The 18,476-nt window shown below is 59.0% G+C and carries 15 protein-coding genes; 6 read left to right on the top strand and 9 right to left on the bottom strand.

All coding sequences use genetic code 11. The features are described 5' to 3' along the window. Positions 1-23: 23 nt before the first annotated feature. Genes ACR0EV_RS10240 through bchF form a run of 7 tightly spaced genes read right to left on the bottom strand, consistent with a single transcriptional unit; the run spans position 24 to position 9,831 of the window. The gene (locus ACR0EV_RS10240; RefSeq protein ID WP_480799983.1) at positions 24-1,445 is read right to left on the bottom strand and encodes a PucC family protein; all 1,422 of its coding nucleotides are present in this window, start codon (positions 1,443-1,445) and stop codon (positions 24-26) included. Further along, positions 1,442-2,110 carry a magnesium protoporphyrin IX methyltransferase gene (gene bchM / locus ACR0EV_RS10235; RefSeq protein ID WP_171668522.1) on the bottom strand — a complete coding sequence of 223 codons (669 nt, stop codon included), beginning with the start codon at positions 2,108-2,110 and terminating at the stop codon, positions 1,442-1,444. The genes ACR0EV_RS10240 and bchM overlap by 4 nt, the downstream gene beginning before the upstream one ends. Further along, positions 2,110-3,009 (bottom strand): ferredoxin:protochlorophyllide reductase (ATP-dependent) iron-sulfur ATP-binding protein, encoded by a 900-nt coding sequence (gene bchL / locus ACR0EV_RS10230; RefSeq protein WP_480799982.1) that lies wholly within the window; start codon positions 3,007-3,009, stop codon positions 2,110-2,112. The genes bchM and bchL overlap by 1 nt, the downstream gene beginning before the upstream one ends. A gap of 10 nt (positions 3,010-3,019) precedes the next feature. After that, positions 3,020-6,574, bottom strand: coding sequence for a magnesium chelatase subunit H (locus ACR0EV_RS10225; RefSeq protein WP_480799981.1), 3,555 nt, complete (start codon positions 6,572-6,574; stop codon positions 3,020-3,022). Beyond that, positions 6,564-8,072 carry a ferredoxin:protochlorophyllide reductase (ATP-dependent) subunit B gene (bchB, locus tag ACR0EV_RS10220; protein WP_480799980.1) on the bottom strand — a complete coding sequence of 503 codons (1,509 nt, stop codon included), beginning with the start codon at positions 8,070-8,072 and terminating at the stop codon, positions 6,564-6,566. Before bchB ends, ACR0EV_RS10225 begins: the two co-directional genes overlap by 11 nt. Beyond that, positions 8,069-9,346, bottom strand: coding sequence for a ferredoxin:protochlorophyllide reductase (ATP-dependent) subunit N (locus tag ACR0EV_RS10215; protein WP_171668518.1), 1,278 nt, complete (start codon positions 9,344-9,346; stop codon positions 8,069-8,071). Before ACR0EV_RS10215 ends, bchB begins: the two co-directional genes overlap by 4 nt. After that, positions 9,343-9,831: a 2-vinyl bacteriochlorophyllide hydratase gene (gene bchF, locus ACR0EV_RS10210; RefSeq protein ID WP_171668517.1), complete on the bottom strand. Its 489-nt coding sequence runs from the start codon at positions 9,829-9,831 to the stop codon at positions 9,343-9,345. Before bchF ends, ACR0EV_RS10215 begins: the two co-directional genes overlap by 4 nt. A gap of 305 nt (positions 9,832-10,136) precedes the next feature. On the opposite strand from bchF, the gene ACR0EV_RS10205 reads away from it, so the two are divergent. Genes ACR0EV_RS10205 through idi form a run of 6 tightly spaced genes read left to right on the top strand, consistent with a single transcriptional unit; the run spans position 10,137 to position 16,310 of the window. Beyond that, positions 10,137-10,919 carry a cobalamin B12-binding domain-containing protein gene (locus ACR0EV_RS10205; protein ID WP_480799979.1) on the top strand — a complete coding sequence of 261 codons (783 nt, stop codon included), beginning with the start codon at positions 10,137-10,139 and terminating at the stop codon, positions 10,917-10,919. 1 nt (position 10,920) lies between these two features. Continuing rightward, positions 10,921-12,339 carry a transcriptional regulator PpsR gene (gene ppsR / locus ACR0EV_RS10200; RefSeq protein ID WP_171668515.1) on the top strand — a complete coding sequence of 473 codons (1,419 nt, stop codon included), beginning with the start codon at positions 10,921-10,923 and terminating at the stop codon, positions 12,337-12,339. Positions 12,340-12,386: 47 nt separating this feature from the next. Next, positions 12,387-13,295: a chlorophyll synthase ChlG gene (gene chlG / locus ACR0EV_RS10195; RefSeq protein WP_475215365.1), complete on the top strand. Its 909-nt coding sequence runs from the start codon at positions 12,387-12,389 to the stop codon at positions 13,293-13,295. Beyond that, a complete protein-coding gene (locus tag ACR0EV_RS10190) occupies positions 13,292-14,590 on the top strand; it encodes a BCD family MFS transporter (RefSeq protein WP_171668513.1) in 1,299 nt (432 codons plus the stop codon). The genes chlG and ACR0EV_RS10190 overlap by 4 nt, the downstream gene beginning before the upstream one ends. 2 nt (positions 14,591-14,592) lie before the next feature. Next, positions 14,593-15,771, top strand: a complete 1,179-nt coding sequence (locus tag ACR0EV_RS10185; RefSeq protein ID WP_480799978.1) for a geranylgeranyl diphosphate reductase — start codon at positions 14,593-14,595, stop codon at positions 15,769-15,771. Further along, on the top strand, positions 15,768-16,310 hold the full coding sequence (gene idi, locus ACR0EV_RS10180; protein WP_480799977.1) for an isopentenyl-diphosphate delta-isomerase: 543 nt from the start codon (positions 15,768-15,770) through the stop codon (positions 16,308-16,310). Before ACR0EV_RS10185 ends, idi begins: the two co-directional genes overlap by 4 nt. Before the next feature lie 13 nt (positions 16,311-16,323). On the opposite strand, the gene ACR0EV_RS10175 is transcribed toward idi, so the two are convergent. Further along, positions 16,324-16,932 carry a hypothetical protein gene (locus tag ACR0EV_RS10175; RefSeq protein ID WP_171668510.1) on the bottom strand — a complete coding sequence of 203 codons (609 nt, stop codon included), beginning with the start codon at positions 16,930-16,932 and terminating at the stop codon, positions 16,324-16,326. An 82-nt stretch (positions 16,933-17,014) separates the two neighbouring features. Beyond that, the gene (locus ACR0EV_RS10170) at positions 17,015-18,415 is read right to left on the bottom strand and encodes a PucC family protein (protein WP_480799976.1); all 1,401 of its coding nucleotides are present in this window, start codon (positions 18,413-18,415) and stop codon (positions 17,015-17,017) included. Between the last annotated feature and the right edge of the window lie 61 nt (positions 18,416-18,476).

The following is an 18,476-nucleotide window of genomic DNA, read 5'->3' as shown; positions in this document are numbered from 1 at the left end:
CCTTTCATTCAGTGTTTTGCGCATCATGCCGGGAACTCCGGCAGACCGGTTGGGCCAGTCGCCCGACGTTTGCGCGTCGCCAGCGGCCCAAGCACGATGAGTGTGATGAAAAGCAAAGCGATTTCAGTGTGGTAGACGACGGAATAACCCGTCGCGTTCGAATTCAGTGCGGTGCCGAGGTTGCCCTGCAGCGCTTGTATGTTGACGATGTCACGCAGTGCGCCGCCAAGGGCGATAGCAAGCCCCGAGGCGGTTGCTTGCGCAGCACCCCATGCCCCCAAGGCCAAGCCACGCCCGGCAAAGCCCTGTTCTGGCAGGGACATGGTTGAGATCAGAGTGCAAACGGCGAAGATACCCCCGCCAAAGCCGATCAGCCCGGCGCCGGTGAAGAACAACAGCGGGGCCTGCATCGGGGCCGAGAAGATCACGGCGCTGAACGCGGCGATCCCGACCAGGATGCCACCGCAGGAGAGGCGGATCGGATCGCGACCCAGCCCGAGGAGGCGCGCGGACAGCCCATACCCTGCGAGTGCTCCAGTGGCCCACATGGCCGTCAGAACGGTCGTGGACGAGACCGAAAGGCCAAGAATTTCACCGCCATAAGGCTCAAGCAGCACGTCCTGCATGTTGAAAGCCATGGTGCCCAGGAAGACGACCGCCAGCAGGCGCCCAACTTGACCTCCGCTTAGCAGATCGGACCAGGCATCGCTGAACCGGGGGCGAGGCGCTGCACGTTCTTCGGCGCTCATGGGGCGGACTTTTTCCTGCCGCCAGAGGGCGATCAGGTTCAGTACCATGCCAACCACTGCCGCGCCCTGAACCACGCGGATCAGGCGCAGGTCTGAGAAATCGCGCAGCAGCCAGCCAACGATCAGGGCCGAAGCCCCCATGCCAATCAGGAACATCACGTAAAGCAGGGCGACGACCTTGGGCCGCGTCTCGGGTGTGGCCCGGTCACAGGCCAATGCCAGCCCGGCGGTTTGGGTCATGTGGATGCCCAAACCCGCCATCAGGAAAGAAATCGCCGCCAGCGCCTCACCGGCGTAGGGGACATGCAGCGTGGAATGGCCGCCCAACACCAGCAGTGCGAACGGCATCACAGCCAGCCCGCCCATCTGCCAGATCGAGCCGAACCACAGGTACGGGATGCGTTTCCATCCTATCGCGCTGCGATGGGTGTCACTGCGGAAGCCCAGAAGAGCGCGGAAGGGTGCAATCAGGACCGGCAGGGCGATCATGATCGCAACGACCGTAGCGGCCACGCCCAACTCGACAATCATCACACGGTTCAGCGTGCCCAGCAACATGACCGAGGCCATCCCGACCGACACTTGGAATAGCGACAGCCGCAGCAACTGGCCCATCGGCAGGTCCGCACTGGCGGCATCTGCGAAGGGCAGGAACTCGACCGGTATCCGGGTGAAGGGCGAGGGGCGCTGGCTCATAAAGCAACCTCCAGCGCGTGAGAGATGTAAAAGCCGCAATTAACGCGACCCAGATCGCGGACCGTTCCGGCATCATCGAGCCTACGGGTCAGCACCTTGGTGTTGTGGGGCACCATAGTTGGCGAGCGGTCATTTTTTGGAAAAACCTTGCCTGCGTACCACATGGCGGCCAGCAGAGGCGTGCGCGGAGCCACGGTAAACCGGACGTTTGCGCCGTGACCTGCGAAGCGATCCACCGCGTCACGGATATGGTCGGCGTCATAGTAGATCAGGCTGTCCATGGCGAAGACTTGATCAAACGGGCCATTGGGCTCATGCAGCATGTCGCCCGCGTGGAAATCGACTTGGTCCTGCAGCGCCGCGGGCAAGCGCGCTCGGGCGATGTCGATCAGGGCAGGGGAAATGTCGATGGCCACCACCTCGGCCCCACGTGCAGCAAGGATTTCGGTCAATTGGCCAGTGCCACAGCCTGCATCCAGAACACGACGTCCGGTCAGATCTGCGGGCAACCCCTCCAACAGGCGGTTGCGCATCTGATCGCGGCCTTCGCGCACAGTCTGGCGGATCTTTGAAACAGGCGCATCGCTGGTCAGCCGCTCCCACGTGCGGGTGGCGGTACGGTCGAAATAGGTTTCGACCCGAGCGCGTGTGGCTTCATAGGTCATCAGTCAAACCCCAACAGCTCAAAGATTTCCCGGTCTGGCAGAGGTTCAGGCGCCAATGCCTCAGTCCCGTTCCAAAGCGTCTCAGCCAGCCGGACATATTCAGCACGGCAGCGGACGATGTCCTCGTCATCATCCATCTCGAACAGGGTTTTCTTCTTCAGGCGCGAACGGCGGATGGCGTCGACATCGGGCATATGCGCGATGCGCTTGAAGCCGACCTGATCGCAGAAGCGGTCCACCTCATCCGTGTCGCGGCTGCGATTGGCGACGCACCCGGCCAGACGGACTTTGTAATTGGCGGATTTCGCCTGAACAGCAGCGATGATCCGGTTCATCGCATAGATCGAGTCAAAGTCGTTCGCAGTGACAATCACCGCCCGGTCGGCATGTTGAAGCGGCGCAGCGAACCCGCCGCAGACCACGTCGCCCAACACGTCAAAGATCACCACATCGGTGTCGTCCAGCATGTGATGCTGCTTCAGCAGCTTCACGGTCTGCCCAACCACGTACCCGCCGCACCCTGTGCCTGCCGGAGGACCACCGGCCTCGACACATTGCACGCCGCCCCAGCCTTCGAATACGAAATCCTCTGGGCGCAGCTCTTCGGGGTGGAAATCGACCTCTTTCAGAATGTCGATCACGGTCGGCACCAGGGACCCGGTCAGGGTAAAGGTGCTGTCATGTTTCGGGTCGCAACCGATCTGCAGCACCCTTTTGCCCAAAGTCGAGAACGCGGCTGCCAGGTTCGAACTTGTGGTGGATTTCCCGATCCCGCCCTTGCCGTAGACCGAGAAAACCTTGGCCCCTTCTATCCGCGCAGTCGGGTCCTGATGCACTTGAACCGAGCCTTCACCATCAAGGCCAGTCAGGTTTGGAGGGTTTTTGTCCAATGGGCTCATGATGTGTTCCTCATTCCGCGGCAATCCCTTCCATCCGGTCTTCCAGCGCGTCTGCCGCGCGTTGCAGCGCGTCGAGGGTTTCCGCATCGGGTTGCCAATAGGCGCGATCGCTGGCCTCGAGCAGGCGGTTGGCCATGCGGCTGGAGGCGACCGGGTTCAGATCGGCCAGCCGGTTGCGCATGTCTTCATCCAGCACGAAAGTTTCCGAGATGCGCTGATACACCCAAGGTTCCACCTGACCGGTGGTGGCCGACCAGCCCAGTGTGTTGGTCACATGCGCCTCGATCTGGCGAACGCCCTCGGCGCCGTGCTTCAATAATCCTTCGTAGAATTTCGGGTTCAGCGAGCGGGACCGTGTCTCCAGCGCCACTTGATCGGCCAAGGTGCGCACTTTGCCATCGCCCCGTGTCTGATCGCTGATATAGACCGCTACATCCGAACCCCGTGCCCGGCGCACGGCGCGGGAAATACCGCCCAGAGTATCGAAATAGTGGTCAACGGTGGTGACGCCTAACTCGACGGATTCGAGGTTCTGATACGCAACCTCGACGTCTTTCATCGTTTGTTGCAGCAGATCGGTGTTCTTTTGCGCTTTGCCCTTGGTGTCATAGGCGAAACCCTTGCGGGCCTCGTAGGCGTCGGCCAATTCGTCCTCGTCCACGAAGGCCAGACTGTCGACCAGTTGATTGACGTTCGAGCCATAGGCCCCTTCGGCATTCGAGAAGACGCGGAGGGCGGCCTCTTCCAAGCACACATTCATGCGCTCGGCATAGGCAAGTGAATGCGCGCGGATGAAGTTCTGGTCCAGCGGCTCATCGGCTTGTGCGGCCTTCAGCGCGGCCTCGGCCAGCAGGCGGGTTTGCAGGGGCAGCAGGTCGCGGAAAATACCCGAAAGGGTCATCACCACGTCGATCCGGGGACGGCCCAGTTCCGATAGAGGGATCAGGTCCGCCCCGGACAGACGGCCAAAGCTGTCAAACCGGGGTTTTGCGCCCATCAGGGCCAGTGCCTGCCCGATGGGGCCGCCATCGGATTTGATGTTGTCGCTGCCCCACAGCACCAGGGCCACGCTGCGCGGCAGGGTATCATGGGTTTTCAGCAGCAGTTCCGCCTGTTTCGCACCGTCTTGGCAGGCATAGGCTGTGGGCATCCGGAACGGATCGAAGGCATGGATGTTACGACCTGTGGGTAGAATATCGGGGTTGCGCAGCAGATCGCCGCCGGGAACAGGTGGTGTAAATCGACCTTGCAGCGCTCGCAGCAGGGCGGGGAGTTCGGTCTCTCGGGACAGCGCCGCGTCCATTTCGGCGCGACCTGTCGTGTCCAGATCGAGCAGGTCCAGATAGTCTGAGCGCTCGTGCTCAGCCATCGGTTGGCCGACCACATGCAGACCTTCCGGGATCAACGCGCCTTCGGTATCCAGCAGGGTATGCCACAGGGCCGCTGGGTCTTGTCCGTCCAGATCCACGGCCTCGGCCTGATCCGCAATCAGCGTTTCAAGATCCGCGCGGTCGGGTGCATTCGGGGGCAGGGCGCGCCAGCGGCTGAGGCTGTCTTTCAGTTCAGCCAATCCTTTGTACAGCCCCGCGCAGGAAAGCGGCGGAGTCAGGTGGCTGACGGTCACCGCGCCAGACCGGCGCTTGGCCAGAGTGGCCTCGGACGGGTTGTTTGCGGCGTAGAGGTAGATGTTCGGCAGGTCTCCGATGAGGCGATCTGGCCAGTCCGCGCCGCTGAGACCAGTTTGTTTACCCGGCATGAATTCCAACGCGCCGTGCATACCGAAGTGCAGTACGGCATCCGCACCGAAGCTGTTGCGGAGCCATAGGTAGAACTGAGCAAAGGCGTGGGTCGGGGCAAAGCCGTGTTCGAACAGCAGGCGCATTGGGTCGCCCTCGTATCCGAAGCCCGGTTGCAGACCGACGAAGATATTGCCGAACTGACGCCCCAGAACAAAAACGTCGCGCCCATCCGTCTGAACCCGACCGGGGGCGGGTCCCCAACTTGCCTCAATCTCATCCAGCCATGGCGTATCGCGCACGATGTCATCGGCGCTGATCTTGGCAGCGACGTTGGCCTCTTGCCCGTAAATCTCGGCGCTGCCGCCCAACACAGCTTCGCGCAGGTCTTCGACCGTTTCGGGCGGCTCGAGATCATAGCCATCGGCCTTCAACGCCCGCATCGTGTTCAGCAGAGACGCGAAGACATCCAGATGTGCGGCGGTTCCAGCGGCCCCGGCATTGGGTGGGAAGCCGAAGAGAACAATTGCCAGCTTGCGCTCGGCCGCGCGGGATTTGCGCAGCGCAGCTAACCGAGCCATACGGGCGGCCAAAACCTCAATCCGCTCGGGGCAGGGGGCCATGGCTTTGCTGGTGATGGTTTTGCAGTTCAGAGAACAGCCAGTGCAGCCATTTGGCCCGTGGCGACCGGCGAAAACGGTGGGAACGGTTGCGCCATCCAACTCGGGCAGGGCGATCAGCATAGTGGTTTCAATCGGCCCAAGCCCTTGCGGAGACGCGGCCCATTGATCCAGAGTTTGGAACTCAAGCGGGTGTGCCGATACGTAAGGAATATCAAGGTTTTCCAAAACCTTGATCGCGTTTTCATTATCATTGTAAGCCGGACCGCCCACAAGCGAGAAACCGGTCAGCGACAACAGAGCGTCAATCTTGCGAGCACCATCCTTTTGAAAGAACTGGTCGACGGCAGGCCGCGCATCCAACCCGCCTGCGAAGGCCGGGATCACCCGCAAGCCCTTGGCTTCAAGGGAACGGATAACCGCATCATAATGCGCGGTGTCAGAGCTGAGCACATAGGACCGCATCATCAGAACACCCACGGTCGCACGCGGTTTGCGAGGAGCAGGCAGGTCCTCCACATCAGTGGTGATACGCTGGGGCAAGTCCGGGTGATACAGACCCGCATCGGGATACTCGCGCGGGTCCGGAGCCTCCGCGTTCTGCCATTCCGGCCTGTCAGCGTAGCGGCTGATTAGGAAACGAACCATCGCCTCCATATTGTCGTCAGAACTGCCAAGCCAGTACTGCATGGTGATGAACCAAGCGCGCAAGTCCTGAGCCTTGCCGGGGATGAATTTCAGGATCTGCGGCAGGCGGCGCAGGATTTTCATCTTGCGCTGGCCGGTATCGGAGGATGGCTTGGACGAGCCCCGCAGCCTACGCAGCAGTTTCAGAGCGCCTGAGGTTGGCGCGGCCATATCCAGCGCGCCCATGCGGGTCAGCTTGACGATCTGCGCATCGGCAATGATGCCGATCATCGCGTCGCAACTGTCGCGCCGGGCCTGAAGCGCGGGCAGGATTGCGTTGATATGTTCTTCAAGGAACAGAAGATTGGCGATGACGAGATCGGCCTTGGCGACACCCTGTCGCGCGGCTTCAAGCGCAGTCGGGTCTTCGCCCCATTCCGCAGCGGCAAACACTTCAAGTTCCAAGCCGGGAAAATCGGATTGTAGTCGCGCCAGAACCCGATCACACGGACCGGCGGCGTGGCTGTCCAGCGTCACGATCGCGATGCGATAGGGCCGATATGTCTGGCTGTCATCGCGCATAGTGGGCCTTGGCCTCGTAAAGTGTTTCGACGGAGATTTCGGATTCGCCCCGCGCCTCGGCAAACGCTTCCGTATTGCGCCGCGCCTTGCCGCGCACGAAGAAGGGGACTTTGCGCAGCTCACGCTCGGCGTCATCCAGCCAGATGATATGGGCGCCGGTGGAATCCGCTATTTCTGCAACCTGCTTGGCTCCATGGGCATGATGCGAGGGGCCGGCGGCGTCGTTGAATTCGGGGTCTTCGCGGAACATGTGCAGCAGGTGTTCCTCCAGCCCCATGACCAGCGGATGTACCCAAGTGTCAAAGATCACGTTAGCGCCTTCGATACCCATTTGCGGCGAATAGCGGGCGGGGAAGTCCTGTACATGAACCGGAGCTGAGATGACGGCACAGGGAATGCCCAGACGCTTGCCGATGTGGCGTTCCATCTGCGTGCCGAGTATCAGTTCAGGCGCGAGGTCCGAAATCCGTGCCTCGACCTCAAGGTAGTCATCAGTGATCAGCGCTTCGACACCGATCTCCTTGGCCAGCGCGCGGATCGAGCGGGCCATTTCGCGGTTGAAACAACCGATGCCGACGACTTCGAACCCCATTTCCTCGCGCGCGATGCGAGTGGCGGCAGCGACATGGGTGCCATCGCCAAACAGGAAGACGCGCTTGCCAGTCAAATAGGTGCTGTCGACACTGGCCGAGTACCACGGCAGGCGCAGCCGGTCGGTATCCAGGCTCAGTGCGCATCCGGCGAGCGCGGCCACTTCATTGACGAACTCCTTTGTCGCACCGACGCCGATGGGAATAATGCGTGTATAGGGTTGGCCGAGGTTCCGTTCCATCCAGCGACAGGCGCTTTCACCGGTTTCGGGATACATCAGCACGTTGAAATGTGCGGCCCCCAAGCGCGTAATGTCGGACGGTGTCGCGCCAAAAGGGGCAGTAACATTAACTTCGACGCCCATATCATTCAGTAGGGCTGTGATTTCGGTGATATCATCGCGATGTCGGAAACCCAGCGCGGTGGCACCGATCAGGTTGCATGACACGCGTTTCGTGCGTTCGGTCGGTTTGGCGAGGCAACGCACGATTTGTAGAAAGGTCTCATCCGCACCGAAGTTCTCTTTCCGCTGATAGCTGGGCAGTTCCAGCGGGATCACCGGAACGGGCAGTCCCAAGGCTTCGCCCAACCCGCCGGGATCGTCCTGGATCAACTCGGCGGTGCAGGAGGCGCCAACGATCATAGCCTGTGGCTGGAATCTGTCATACGCAGCCTGACAGGCGTCACGGAACAACTTGGCAGTGTCAGACCCCAAATCACGCGCCTGGAACGTCGTATAGGTCACCGGCGGGCGGTGATTGCGACGTTCGATCATGGTGAACAACAGATCGGCGTAGGTGTCGCCTTGCGGAGCGTGCAGAACATAATGCAGCCCGGTCATCGCCGTTGCGACGCGCATGGCCCCCACATGGGGCGGGCCTTCATATGTCCACACCGAAAGCTTCATTCTGCCGCCACCCCCAAAAGGCTGCGCCGACGCAGTGGGCGGGCAAACAGACCAGCCAGATCACCGGCTTGTTCGTAGAAATGGATGGGCGAGAAGACCAACTCGATGGCCCATTTGGTCGCCAGCCCTTCGGCTTCGAGCGGGTTGGCAAGTCCTAAGCCGCAAACCGTCAGATCGGGCTGCGCAGCGCGCACCCGGTCGAGTTGTTTTTCGACATCTTGGCCTTCGGACAGGGTTGGACCGTTTTGGATTTCAGCAAGGTCTTGGCCGACCAGATCGCGGTGCAGATAGGGTGTTCCGACCTCAACCAGTTCCATGCCGCATTCACGAGACAGGAAACGCGCCAGCGGAACCTCTAACTGACTGTCAGGCATCAGGAAAACGCGCTTCCCTCTGAGCGGTTCCGAGGCTTGCGCAATCGCCTTTTGTGCCCGCAGGCGCGCGGACTGCGTGACCGCGTCCACATGATCTGCCGAAATACCGAAGCGGGCAGCAACGGCATGCAGCCATGCAGTTGTACCCTGCTCACCCAAAGGGAACGGCGCGCGGATTGGTTGTGCGCCCCGGCGCACCAGAATGTCGTGGGTCTCACCCAGGAAGGGCTGCACAAAGGCCACCTGAGTATTCGGTCCAATCCCGAACTCTTGGTCGCTGGAGCGATTGGGGAGCAGCCGGACGTTCGACACACCGATCTTCGACAGCAGGTCCAGCATCTGATCCTGAACAACGTCCGGCAGACCCCCGGCGACGACCAGCTGCGCTGCGTCGCTGTTGGGCATCGCCGCAACCATCGCGGCCAGGCAACTGTCTTCGCCCTGCGTAAAAGTGGTCTCGATCCCCGAGCCGGTGAAGTTCAGCACCCGGATCTTTGGCGCATAGCGCGCGTTCAGCCGTTCAGCCGCTTTGGCAAGATCCAGCTTAATCACCTCGGACGGGCAAGAGCCAACAAGGAACAATCGGCGAATGTCAGCCCGTCTTGACAGTAAACGGTCAACTTCGCGGTCGATCTCTTGCTGCGCGTCGGCCATGCCGGCCAGATCAGTCTCTTCAAGAATCGCTGTGCCAAAGCGCGGCTCGGCGAAGATCATGACGCCGGCGGCGCTTTGCAGCAGATGCGCGCAGGTGCGCGAGCCGACCACCAGAAAGAAGGAATCCGGCATCATCCGGTGCAGCCAGATAATTGATGTCAGACCGCAGAAAACCTCGTGCTGGCCACGCTCACGCAGCAGCGGCGTCTGGGTGCAGCCCGTGGATATGGGAGCAGCGGTATTCATGCGCGGGCCTGCATCTGCAACCGCGCGCGGCGGAGCTTCCAAAGGAACTGCCCAGCGTTGATCACATACGCCAGATACGCGGCCAAGGTCAGCAGCATCAGTTGTGTCGGTGTTAGCCAACCTGTTGAAAGGGCAACCAAATACGCCGTGTGCAGGGCGATGACCAGAAAGCTGAAAACGTCTTCCCAGAAGAAGGCAGGGGCCAGCAGGTACTGCCCGAACACGACCTTTTCCCAGATCGCACCGGTGACCATAATTAGGTACAGAACGAGCGTTTTCAGGACAATCGAAACGGTGGCGATCGTGTATCCCTCACCGGTTGCAAGGTAGCGCAGCACCAACCCAAGCGAGACAAGAAACACCGCAAATTGCAGCGGTGCCAGGATGCCCTGAACGGTCGTCCAATATGTGCTGTCCCGGCGCGCCAGTTGGTCCGGTGTGTAAAGCTGGTGCGTTCCAGGCGTACTCATGGCTGGTCGCGCCATGGTGGCCTCCCTCCTGAACTTCTACACCAGCGTAGAGGGCTGGATTGGAAAGTGTCAATTAAAACTTACACTCTGGAAAAGTTGAAGAGAATCCACGACTTTCTGGATTTGCAACTTGGATGCTGAATTATATTATTGAAATTAAATGATAATATAAAGTTCCGTGTTCATTCCGGATGGAGATATCCACAATATGTCTACTAAGTTTGACAAATCCGTCCACTTGAACCAGACTGATCCGAGGTCAGTTAACCACCCCAATAACGATTCCAGTCGCAGCCCTTTAGCAAGGATTGGATACTCCGATGCCACCTGTCGATCCATTTCAAGGCAATCGACCACTGGATCAAAACCAGCTTGAAGCGTTTGCGAAGCAGGTCTTGAGTTCCCTTGACTCGCAGTCACAGAACCCGTCGTTGCTGGATCTCAATGAGGTGACAGATTGGCTGTTTGCCGAGGTGATGTACGACGGAGACTTTTCTCAAGAAACGGCAATTGATTTCTTGAGGGAAACTGGTGTGTCATCGTCCGAGATTATTGACGTATGCATCCCTGAAGCCGCTCGTCGCGCTGGTCAGATGTGGGTGGATGATGAAGCGAGTTTCGCGACGGTAACATTTGCGTCTTCGCGTCTCTATGCACTGTGCAAGGCCTTGTCAGATAACTGGGACATGCGCCCGCGTCGTACTGGGCAGCCCACGATCCTTGTCGCTATAGCACCTGGTGAGCAGCACATGATCGGATCAGTCGTGATGACGTCGCAGTTGCGCCGCATGGGATGTTCCGTTCAGTTGATCGCCGGAGCCAAACAAAAGGAAGTGGTATCATGCATTCGGCGGGGGCGGTTTGATGCTGCGCTGATCTCCTGTGCTGGAACCCAGGCTCTTGACAATGCGGTACGTTTGATCACACGTATTCGGTCAGAAATAAACCGGCCGCCAAGGCTGGTTATTGGCGGGGCAATAGAGAAGCAGGTGAAGTTGACATCAACAGGAACAGGCGCGGATATTACCACATCCAACTTCGAAGTTGCGCTTGCCGGACTGGCGAACGCCAAGGATCGTGCGGGTCCTCTCGCGGCTCAATGACATGACGTCGGGCAAGCCGAACCCTTGGCAGATCGCCGCACTGCCAATGATCGAACCAGAGTTCTTAGCAGGCGTTCTTTCTGAAGCGTCAGATATAGCATTGATCATAGATGCAGAGGGCGTGGTCATGGCCGCGTTGGTCAGCGAAAACGGTGCCCCTTACGGCGATCTGGATCATTGGGTTGGCAACAATCTGACAGACTATTTGACCGAGGAGTGCCTTCCCAAGCTGGACCGCATACTCAAGCAGACTGCCGAGAGCGCCAGTATTCAGCAGGTCGAATTGAACCATCGGGACAAAATGGCTTGGCAATATCCGGTTCGATATTCGATACATCCGGTCGGACACAGCGAGCCTGCCATCCTGATGCTTGGGCGTGATTTGCGACAAGTCGCTGAAACTCAACAGCAATTGGTTCAGGCCCAACTGGCGTTGGAGCAAGGCTATGAGGAGCGGCGTGAGTTTGACGCGCGCTACCGCATGCTGATGTCGGTCACGCGTGACGCTTTTGCGTTGGTGTCGGTCACAGATGGGCGTATTCGCGATTTGAACGATGCGGCCGCGCATCTGTTAGGGGCTGCTAAAGACCAGCTTCAGGGCCAGCCCTTTGCAAATGAATTCAAGGATCGCGGACGTTCCGAATTTGTTCAGAACATTTTGGCTCTGGCGCTTTCAGAGGTCGACGCTGAGGTGACCATTCAGGCCAAGCGTACGCGCAGTGACATAACGATAACGCCGATTAGTTTCCGGGCCGGCGGGGAGCGTTTGCTGATCTGTCGTCTGGAATCTGGCACAACGGAAGAACACGCCAGCGATCAGCTGTCGGACAATCTGGCTCGGCTGTTCCGGACGGGGACTGAGGCGATTGTTTTCACGGATAGCAAGGGTGTCATTCAGTCGGCAAATGAAGCATTTCTCAGGCTCGTCGATTTTGCCCATCACGTAGACGTGCGGGGAACCAGCCTGGCTGAATACATGTCGCGCGGTCAGATTGACCTGAATGTACTGCTTGATAATGCAATGAAATCAGGTCGCATGTCCGTATATGCGACCAAGTTTTGCAACGACGTGGGCGTTTGGACAGCTGCCGAGGTCTCGGTTTCCTATTTGAACAGCCGCTCTAATCCATCCGTCGCATTTGTGATCCGGGACGCAACGCGGTCCGAGGCGATGCGGGCGCCGGTCAACAATCGTCAGAATCTGGCGGGTGGGGACGTGGTTGATCTGGTGGGTTCGGCGCATCTCAAGGAAATCGTGTCCCAGACCACGGATGTGATCGAGCGCATGTGCATTGAGACGGCGATTGAGCTAACGGGCAATAACCGGGCTGCCGCTGCCGAAATGTTGGGCCTGTCGCGCCAAAGTCTATACGTCAAGTTGCACAAGCTGGGAATTCAGGAAAAACAAGACGGCGAATAGCGCGCGTTTTTCTTGCATCGACTCAAGTTGTCAATCAAGATTGACACATGAGCGCAAATCCTGATTTACACTCATCCTCCTGGCCGCAGCCACTGGCGGCGTTGGAGTTGATCAAGCCCATCACCTGGTTTCCACCGATGTGGGCGTTTTTGTGCGGGGTGGTGTCCTCGGGCGGCGCATTGTCTGGACAGATCGGATTGATCCTGTTGGGCCTCGTCCTTGCCGGCCCGATTGTCTGCGGAATGAGTCAGGCCGCGAATGACTGGTGCGACCGTCATGTCGACAAGATCAACGAGCCCCACCGCCCTATTCCGTCGGGTCGTATCCCCGGTATGTGGGGGGCTTGGATCGCCATCGCGATGAGCGTTCTGGCCTTGGCGGTCGGTTGGCAGTTGGGGCCCTGGGGCTTTGGCGCAACCGTGTTTGGAGTGCTTGCAGCCTGGGCCTATTCGGCTGAACCCGTACGGCTGAAACGTTCAGGCTGGTGGGGTCCGGGCCTTGTGGCCCTGTGTTACGAAGGCCTGCCCTGGTTCACCGGCGCGGCGGTTCTGTCGGCTGGGGCACCTTCCTCGCAAGTCGTGATCATCGCTGCGCTCTATGCGCTTGGCGCGCATGGGATCATGACGTTGAATGATTTCAAGGCGTTAGAGGGTGATCGGCAATTGGGGATCAACTCCCTTCCGGTGACACTCGGACCTGAGCGCGCTGCTCGTTTGGCATGTTGGATGATGATTGTGCCGCAAATGGCCGTCATTGCTCTGTTGACGCTTTGGGGCCAACCGATCTTTGCTGTGGCTATCCTGGCTGCAGTGATCGGTCAGCTGATGGCAATGCGCGTCTTGCTGAAAGACCCCAAAGCAAAGGCACCTTGGTACAACGGCACCGGCGTATCCCTTTACGTCGGTGGCATGATGATCGCGGCCTTTGGCCTGCGTGGATTGGAGGCTTTGGTATGAGCAACTCCGGATATCTCTCTTGGATCGGAATTGTCCGGCTGGGTCTGGTTCAGATGTGTTTGGGGAGCATCGTAGTTCTCACAACATCGACCCTGAACCGGCTGATGGTGGTCGAATTGGCGCTGCCTGCGATCCTGCCGGGCCTTTTGGTGGGTCTGCATTACGGTATTCAGATTTCTCGCCCACATTGGGGCTTTCTGTCGGACGCGACGGGGCGGAGGACCCCATGGGTTATCGGGGGCATGGCGATCCTTGCGTTTGGGGCTTTGGGTGCGGCGTTCTGCATTCCGCTCTTTGGCGAGAGCTTCTGGTTAGCGCTGTTCCTGTCGGTCCTCTCGTACACAGCGATCGGCGTGGGGGTCGGCGCGTCAGGCACGTCATTGCTGGCTTTACTCGCCACTGCCACGGCGCCTCGCCGCCGCGCGGCTGCTGCAACGATCACATGGCTTATGATGATTGCCGGGATCGCGATTACCGCCGCATCTGTTGGTGCGATGCTCGATCCGTATAGCCCGTTCAGACTGCTTGTCATCGTCGCGTGTGTCGGGTTGGGCGCCGTAGTTCTGACGTCTGTGGCCACATGGCGCATCGAGGCGGGCGTAGAGACTGTTACACGGCCATCGAAAGCTAAGCTGCGATTCCGCGACGCTCTGCGCGACGTCTGGGCGGATGATGCGGCACGCAGGTTCACTGTGTTTGTCTTCCTGTCGATGACAGCCTTCTTCATGCAGGAATTGATCTTAGAACCCTATGCGGGACTGGTATTCGGCTTTACGCCGGGCGAATCCACATCCCTGTCTGGGGCACAAAACGGCGGGGTATTCCTTGGGATGCTCTCAGTTGGGATCGCCGTAACCGGGCTGAGGATCGGATCGCTGCGCGGTTGGGTGGTTGCAGGCTGCCTGGGTTCTGCGGTCAGTCTGGGGGTGATCTTCGCGATGGGCCAGATGGGGCCGGGTGCCCCACTGATATGGGCCGTTGTGGCGCTTGGCTTCTTCAATGGCATGTTCGCTGTGGCTGCGATCGGCGCCATGATGGAACTGGCCGGTGAGCATGCCAGTGGACAAGAAGGCACGCGCATGGGGCTTTGGGGTGCAGCACAAGCAATTGCCGCTGGTGTCGGAGGTTTGCTGGGCGCAGCGGCGGCGGATGTATTCCGGTCAGCGATGTCGGATGCAAACGCGTTCGGAGCGGTCTTCCTCGCCGAAGCTGCCCTGTTTGTCGCCGCTGCAATCCTTGCCGTTCAAGTCATTCACGAAACACGGCGTGATACGCACGTCGTTGCGGGAGAATAGCCATGTATGATGTCGTAGTCGTCGGTGGCGGCCCAGCCGGAGCCACAGCCGCCGAAGATCTGGCAAAAGCCGGGCATAAGGTTTGCATGCTTGACCGGGACGGGCGGATCAAGCCTTGTGGCGGGGCGATCCCGCCGCGTTTGATCGAGGACTACAACATCCCTGACGAACAATTGGTGGCCAAGATCAACACGGCGCGCATGATCTCTCCGACCGGGCGGCAGGTGGATATTGCCATCGAAAACGGATTTGTCGGGATGGTCGACAGAGAGTATTTTGATGAATTCCTGCGCCAGCGGGCACAATCCGCCGGTGCGCGGCGCCATACGGGGACGTTCCTGCGGATCGAACGAGACGAACGCGGCCCTTCGGTTGTCTATCGGGAAAAACAGAGCAAGGAAGAGGTGAAACTGCCCACGCGGCTGATCATCGGTGCGGATGGAGCGCGGTCAAACGTTGCGCGGGCCGAGGTTCCCGGTGGTGACAAGATCCCCTATGTCATTGCTTATCATGAGATTATCGAAGCACCGGACGCGGTGCAGGCCTATGATCCGACCCGATGTGACGTGGTCTATGATGGATCGATTTCTCCAGATTTCTATGGCTGGGTGTTCCCTCACGGCCAGACCGCCAGCGTAGGTATGGGGACCGGTATCAACGGGTTCGACCTCAAGAAAGCGACGAAGGAGCTGCGGAGCGCATCCGGTTTGGAGGAGTGCCGTACAATCCGTCACGAAGGCGCACCGATTCCGCTAAAACCATTGGATCGCTGGGACAACGGTCGCGACGTCGTTCTGGCTGGGGATGCTGCAGGCGTGGTGGCTCCAAGCTCGGGCGAGGGGATCTACTACGCGATGGTAGGTGGCACGGTTGCGGCAACCGCTGCGCAAGCCTGCCTTGCCTCATGCAAGGTTTCCGACCTCAAACTGGCGCGGCGACTGTTCCTGAAAGAGCATAAGACGGTTTTCCGCGTGCTGGCTTCGATGCAAAACGCCTATTACCGCTCAGACGACCGACGCGAGCGGTTCGTGTCGCTATGCCATGACATCGATGTGCAGCGCCTGACGTTCGAGGCCTATATGAACAAGAAACTGGTCAAGGCGCGCCCGATGGCGCATGTGCGCATCGGTCTGAAGAACCTTGCGCATCTGACGGGGCTGGTTCGGGCGGAATTCGTATGAACACGATGATTCCCGCTTGGCTCGACGGCAGTCTGCAACCTGTAGAAAAGCTGAAAGCGCATCAGTTGGGTCTGCGTCACAAGGCGGTATCAGTCTTTGTTCTGCGGGGGCCGACCTTGTTGTTGCAGAAACGGGCTGCGGGTAAATACCACACGCCGGGCCTCTGGGCGAATACGTGTTGCACCCATCCGCAGTGGAATGAGGTCTCGCTTGATTGTGCAACTCGACGCTTGCGCGAAGAGTTGGGGATCACCGGTTTGTCGCCACGCTTCACCACTGTGCTGGAATATCGCGCCGACGTAGGGCAGGGGTTGATCGAGCATGAACTGGTCGACGTCTTTTGTGCCGAAGCGCCCATTGACCTGGTGGTGAATGCAAACCCTCACGAGGTCTCGGATACGCGCTGGGTTCATGTGTCTGATCTAAATGCTGAGATCGAGCGCACGCCAGACGCTTTTACACCGTGGCTGCAGATTTACATGCGAAACCATGCGCAGAAAATTCTTGGACCGACCCTCACGGCCGACCTTTTATCTTAGCCATATCTGCTGGTTAGTCTACTGACGGGTTGTAAAGCATCCGTTTGCCGCCCGAAATCACCGAGATTTTTCTGGGCTTGTTCGACAGCAGCTTGAACGGCAGAATCCGCTGCGACATGAAACGTGTCCCAGACATCGCCGAGCGTTTGGTGCGGTGCTTCGTCAGCAGTTTCCAGTGCATCGCCCGCGATACCAGCCCGCGATTTGCGTTTGCATAGGGGTTCATGTCCGGGGTCAGGAATCTGGGATGATCGCGCAGAATTTTCTGACCGATGAACAGGTCCATGTCAGGTTCGTCACGGACATACTGCGTTTCGGTTTCGACCTTTGCCGGCACGCTTTGGACGCTGTCCATGATCTTCATGGCGTTCCGTGCGGCCCCGAACGGGGTGAAAGGCGCGCGCATCACAATCAGTGTTGCCCCGTCTTCTTTCAGCATTTTGGCATAGACGGCTGCAGTATCTTTGGCGACCCGCGCGGCGTGAATTTTACCCGCCAGACCCCTTGCAGCTCCTTTGAAAACGTCGATATTTGCATCGGGATGCCCGGCTTCGCGCAGCGCTGTCCTCACGCCTTCGGCTGTGGTTTCGTCTGCGTATATTCTTGAAATTACAGTCGTCATGATCGCTCCTGTTCTTCAGTTCAATGTCGGGCACCGGTTCGGCGGGTTAGGTCGGTCTGGCTTTCGTCAACTCCATTTGCTTTCAGTTAAGGTAGGCCGAATGGTCAGGCCGGGTAGGGTGCAGGCGCAAGAGCGGCAAAACCGCAACGAGAGCGAAGGCAAGAAAGAGAATCTGCATCGAAAAGACCGGTAGATAGGCGACTTCGGGCGCAAACTGGTGATCACCCTGCAATTGCAGCATCAAATCTCGGATGACGCCGCCCAGTGCAACACCAGCACCAGCGGCTGTCGCCTGAACAGCCCCCCATGCGCCAAGCGCGAGCCCGGTTTGGTTTTTAGGCGCTGATCGCATGGTTGCGGTTAGCGTTCCATGACCAAACAGACCAGCACCGACACCGGTTGCAAAGGTTCCGGCCACGAACAGGGACAACCAATCCAGCGGCGAGGCCAGAATGATCGCGATGTAACCCGGAATGCCGACAAGAGCCCCCATCAGGCACATACGGGTGGGTGAGCCGCCCCGGCCCAGGATGCGCGAGGCAACAGCCAGACCAAACAACGTGCCAAGTGCCAGCGTCGCGGTGAGCTTAGTGGTCGCGGCAACCGACATTCTCAGAACCTGACCGCCATAGGGTTCGATGATCACATCCGCAATTCCGAAGGCGAAGGTTCCCAAAGCGATCACCGTTAGCAAACGTTTTGCTCCGGCCCGATTTGCAAACCTTTCCCAGGCGACTGAAAATGGCGGTGCTGGGACGGCTTTGACATGCCGACCTCTCGGCTCTTGTTTCCAAACTGAGAAACCGTTCAGAAGAACTGTAATGACTGCGGCACCTTGAATGACCTGGATCAGGCGTCCCGGGCTGTAGTTTTCAAGCAGCGCACCAAAGATGAATGCAGATCCAATCATCCCTATAAGCAGCATGACATACATCAGCCCAACGACCTTGGGCTGGTCCTCTTGCGGAACAAGGTCGGTCGCAAGCGCAAGGCCAACGGTCTGAACCATGTGAACTCCCGCGCCGACCAGCAGGAAAGACAACGCCGCCGAAGACAAGCCGATCCAGCGGGGGGCGTCGATCGCCTCGCCATAACCCGATAACACCAGCAGCGCGAAGGGCATGATGGCAAAGCCGCCGAATTGCAGCAGCGTACCGCGGTAAATGTATGGGAAGCGCCTTAAGCCAAGGGCCGAGCTGTGCGTATCTGATTTGAACCCAATCAACGCGCGCAAAGGTGCGAATAAAATGGGCAGGGCAATCATCACCGAAACCAATGCGGCGGAAACACCCAACTCGACAATCATCACCCGATTCAATGTGCCGACGAGCAGGACCAAGGCCATGCCAACAGTGACTTGAAATAAAGACAGTCGAAGAAGCCTTGTCATCGGAACATCATCGCTCGCCACATCCGCGAAAGGCAGATACCGCGTGCTAAGCCGCGACAGCTTATTCAGTGCAAATGATCGAAAGTCGAGCATTGCTCAGTACTTGTCCCAAATCGTCTCATGCCAGCCGATATCCTCAAGCGACTGGTCTGTC

This window comes from Ruegeria sp. CF8 (assembly GCF_056537285.1).
This window is presented reverse-complemented; position numbering and strand designations above follow the sequence as displayed.